This is a genomic window from Cupriavidus sp. UGS-1 (assembly GCF_021213615.1).
In the GTDB taxonomy this organism is placed as follows: Bacteria; Pseudomonadota; Gammaproteobacteria; order Burkholderiales; family Burkholderiaceae; genus Cupriavidus.
This window is the reverse complement of record NZ_JAJQJF010000036.1, coordinates 1-2,917: the sequence shown is the minus strand read 5'-3', so window position 1 is coordinate 2,917 and position 2,917 is coordinate 1. Positions and strand designations below refer to the sequence as shown.

General features: G+C 68.4%; 3 protein-coding genes and 1 pseudogene. 2 read left to right on the top strand and 2 right to left on the bottom strand.

The window, feature by feature from the left end:
* Positions 1 to 603, bottom strand: a 603-nt coding sequence (locus LRR16_RS24370) for a magnesium chelatase domain-containing protein (RefSeq protein WP_304524555.1), incomplete at its 3' end; no start/stop codon positions are given.
* Positions 604 to 932: 329 nt separating this feature from the next.
* A pseudogene (locus LRR16_RS24365) lies at positions 933 to 1,181 on the bottom strand (accessory factor UbiK family protein); the annotation flags it as partial.
* 381 nt (positions 1,182 to 1,562) lie between these two features.
* Here LRR16_RS24365 and LRR16_RS24360 point away from each other — a divergent pair.
* Positions 1,563 to 2,333, top strand: coding sequence for a TorF family putative porin (locus tag LRR16_RS24360; RefSeq protein ID WP_064577349.1), 771 nt, complete (start codon positions 1,563 to 1,565; stop codon positions 2,331 to 2,333).
* Positions 2,334 to 2,393: 60 nt separating this feature from the next.
* Entirely contained in the window at positions 2,394 to 2,732 is a 339-nt protein-coding gene (locus LRR16_RS24355) for a P-II family nitrogen regulator (protein WP_006159494.1), read from the top strand.
* Positions 2,733 to 2,917 lie beyond the last annotated feature (185 nt).

Below are 2,917 nucleotides of genomic sequence, written 5' to 3'. Positions count from 1 at the left end.
CGCGCAGACCTCGGGCAGCGAGGCGGCCGCCAGCACCGTGACCGACTCGACCAGCGCGGCCTCGGCGCCGTTGCCGGCCGCGACCACGAAGGCGCGGCCGGCGGCGCCGGCGCTGGCATTGGACCCTGCCCCTGCTCTTGCTGTTTCTCCGGCCCCGGCTCCCGCTCCGGCTCCGGCTCCGGCTCCGACTCCGGCTCCGGCCGCCTGCTCACGCGCCAGCCCCATCGCCATCGCCAGCGCGCCGCGCACCGGCCGCAGCGCGCCCGACAGCGACAGCTCCGCGGCGAACTCGTAGCCGTCCAGCGCCGGTGCCGGGATCTGTCCGCTCGCCGCGAGGATGCCGAGCGCGATCGCCAGGTCGAAGCGGCCCGATTCCTTCGGCAGATCGGCGGGCGCCAGATTGACGGTGATGCGCCGGTTCGGGAATTCGAAGCCGCAGTTCAGGATCGCCGCGCGCACGCGCTCGCGGCTCTCGCGCACCTCGGTCTCCGCCAGCCCGACGATGGCGAAGGCCGGCAGGCCATTGGCCAGGTGGATTTCGACCGAGACCGGCGGCGCGTCGATGCCGGTCAGCGCGCGGCTGCGCAGGACGGCGAGGTGCATGGGGGCGACCAGGGGAAAGAGGAAGAGGTGGAGGAAGGGTGGGCGAGGGTGGTGGGCTAGGGTGACGGGCGAAGGCGTAGGGCGCGAGCGGTGGACGAAGGCAGTGAAAGGGCGATCCGGCACGTCACCGATTTATTAACGCCGCCGTAAACGCAGAAGGCCGCCGGTTGCCCGGCGGCCTTCGCATGACGTGAGGTCTGGCGCGTTCAGCCGGCCAGCCCCGGGTTCGTCGGCCCGGTGCCCGGCTCGGGCGTGGTCGAGCCCGGTACCGAGGTGGCCGAGCCCGTGGTGCCGGCGCCGGCGGTGCCGACCGTGGCCGGTCCCACGCCCGCCGCCCCCGCCATGCCGGCGCGGCGTTCCAGGTCCGCGACACGCATCTCCAGTTCCTCCAGCCGCGCACGCGTGCGGGCCAGCACCTGCGACTGCACGTCGAATTCCTCGCGGGTGACCAGATCGAGCTTGGCAAAGCCCTGGGTCATCATGCTGCGGACATTCTTCTCGATGTCCTTGGCGGGCGAATTGCGCAGTACCTCGCTGACCTTGCTCTGCAGGTCGTTGAAGAGATCGGTCGGTTTCATCGGTTTCTCCTTCTGCACCGTCGGGGTGCATCGATCGGGGGCGGCGGGGGCGGCCGGATGGGCGCATCTGCACGTTATCGGTGCAGTGCGCGCCCATGGCGGCGGCCGGCACCAGCCGGTGGCATGGGCCGATTATGGCCCGTGAAGCGCGCCGGGGAAAGCGGCCCGGTCCCATCGGACACAGCATTTAACCCGGCGCCGCCCGCCGGGCCCCATGTTGCGGGCTTTCCGAAGGCAGAAGGAAACGCCTTTTCATTCTCCGTCCCCCGCGCGCTTGCAACGCGACCCACGCGCGCCCGTGCGCCGGCGGACCCTGGCATGGCAGTTGCAGTATCGGCCTGACAGAGAAGTCCCGAGCCCAAGGAAAAGGAGAAGAAATCCATGAAGACGCTGGCCCTCGCCATCGGCGCGCTGACGCTGTGCGGTTCCGCCACCACCGCGCTGGCGCAGAGCGCGCCCGCGACCGCCGAAGCGGCCTCGCCGCATACGTTCACGGCGAACGTGACGCTGGCCTCCGAATACCGCTACCGCGGCATCATGCAGACCAACCGCCGGCCGGCGATCCAGGGCGGCTTCGACTACAGCCATGCGAGCGGCTTCTACGCGGGCAACTGGAACTCGAGCATCAGCTGGCTGAACGACAGCAACGACGAGGTGTCGGCGCCGATCGAGATGGACTTCTACGCCGGCTTCAAGAACACCTTCGGCGACGGCAAGTGGAACTACGACGTCGGCGTGCTGCAGTACTACTACCCCGGCGACTATCCGGCCAATTTCACGCGGCCGTACACCACTGAAATCTACGCAGGCATCGGCTACGGCCCGGTGTTCCTGAAGTACTCGTACGCGCCGACCAACCTGTTCGGCTTCTACGACAGCAAGAACAGCTGGTACGTCGACCTGGCGGCCAACGTGCCGCTCGAGTTCTGGGGTCTGACGCTGAACGCGCACGTCGGCTACCAGAAAGTGCAGAACGTGGCGGACGCCTCGTACACCGACTGGAAGCTCGGCCTGACCAAGGACCTGGGCAACGGCTTCTCGGCGGCGGTCGCGTACATCGACACCAATGCCAAGCGCGGCGTCTACACCAACACCTCGGGCCGCTACATGGGCAAGGCCACGGTGGTCGCCACGCTCACCAAGACTTTCTAAACACGGTCAGCACGAGCGGGCCCCGCCGGCAAACGGGGCCGCGCTCTCAGGAGAACACGGATGAAACTGATCATCGCCGTCATCAAGCCGTTCAAGCTCGACGAAGTGCGTGAAGCGCTGTCGGACGTGGGCGTGTCCGGCATCACCGTCACCGAGGTCAAGGGTTTCGGCCGCCAGAAGGGCCATACCGAGCTGTACCGCGGCGCCGAATACATCGTCGACTTCCTGCCCAAGGTCAAGATCGAGGTCGCGGTGCCCGACGATGTGGTCGACCGCGCGATCGAGGCGATCGAGAAGTCGGCCCGCACCGGCAAGATCGGCGACGGCAAGATCTTCGTCGCGCCGATCGAGCAGGTCATCCGGATCCGTACCGGGGAGACCGGCGGCGACGCGCTGTAACGCCACGCCGACGCCAACAAACGAGCCATACAAGAGCGACAAGAGGTATTCAGATGACTAGCTGGTTCAAACGATTCCTGACGGCCGGCGCCATGGCGCTGGCGCTGGGCACGGCGGGCATGGCCCTGTCGGGCGCGGCCGCGGCGCAGGACAAGCCCGCCGCGGAGGCTTCGGCCGCCGTCACG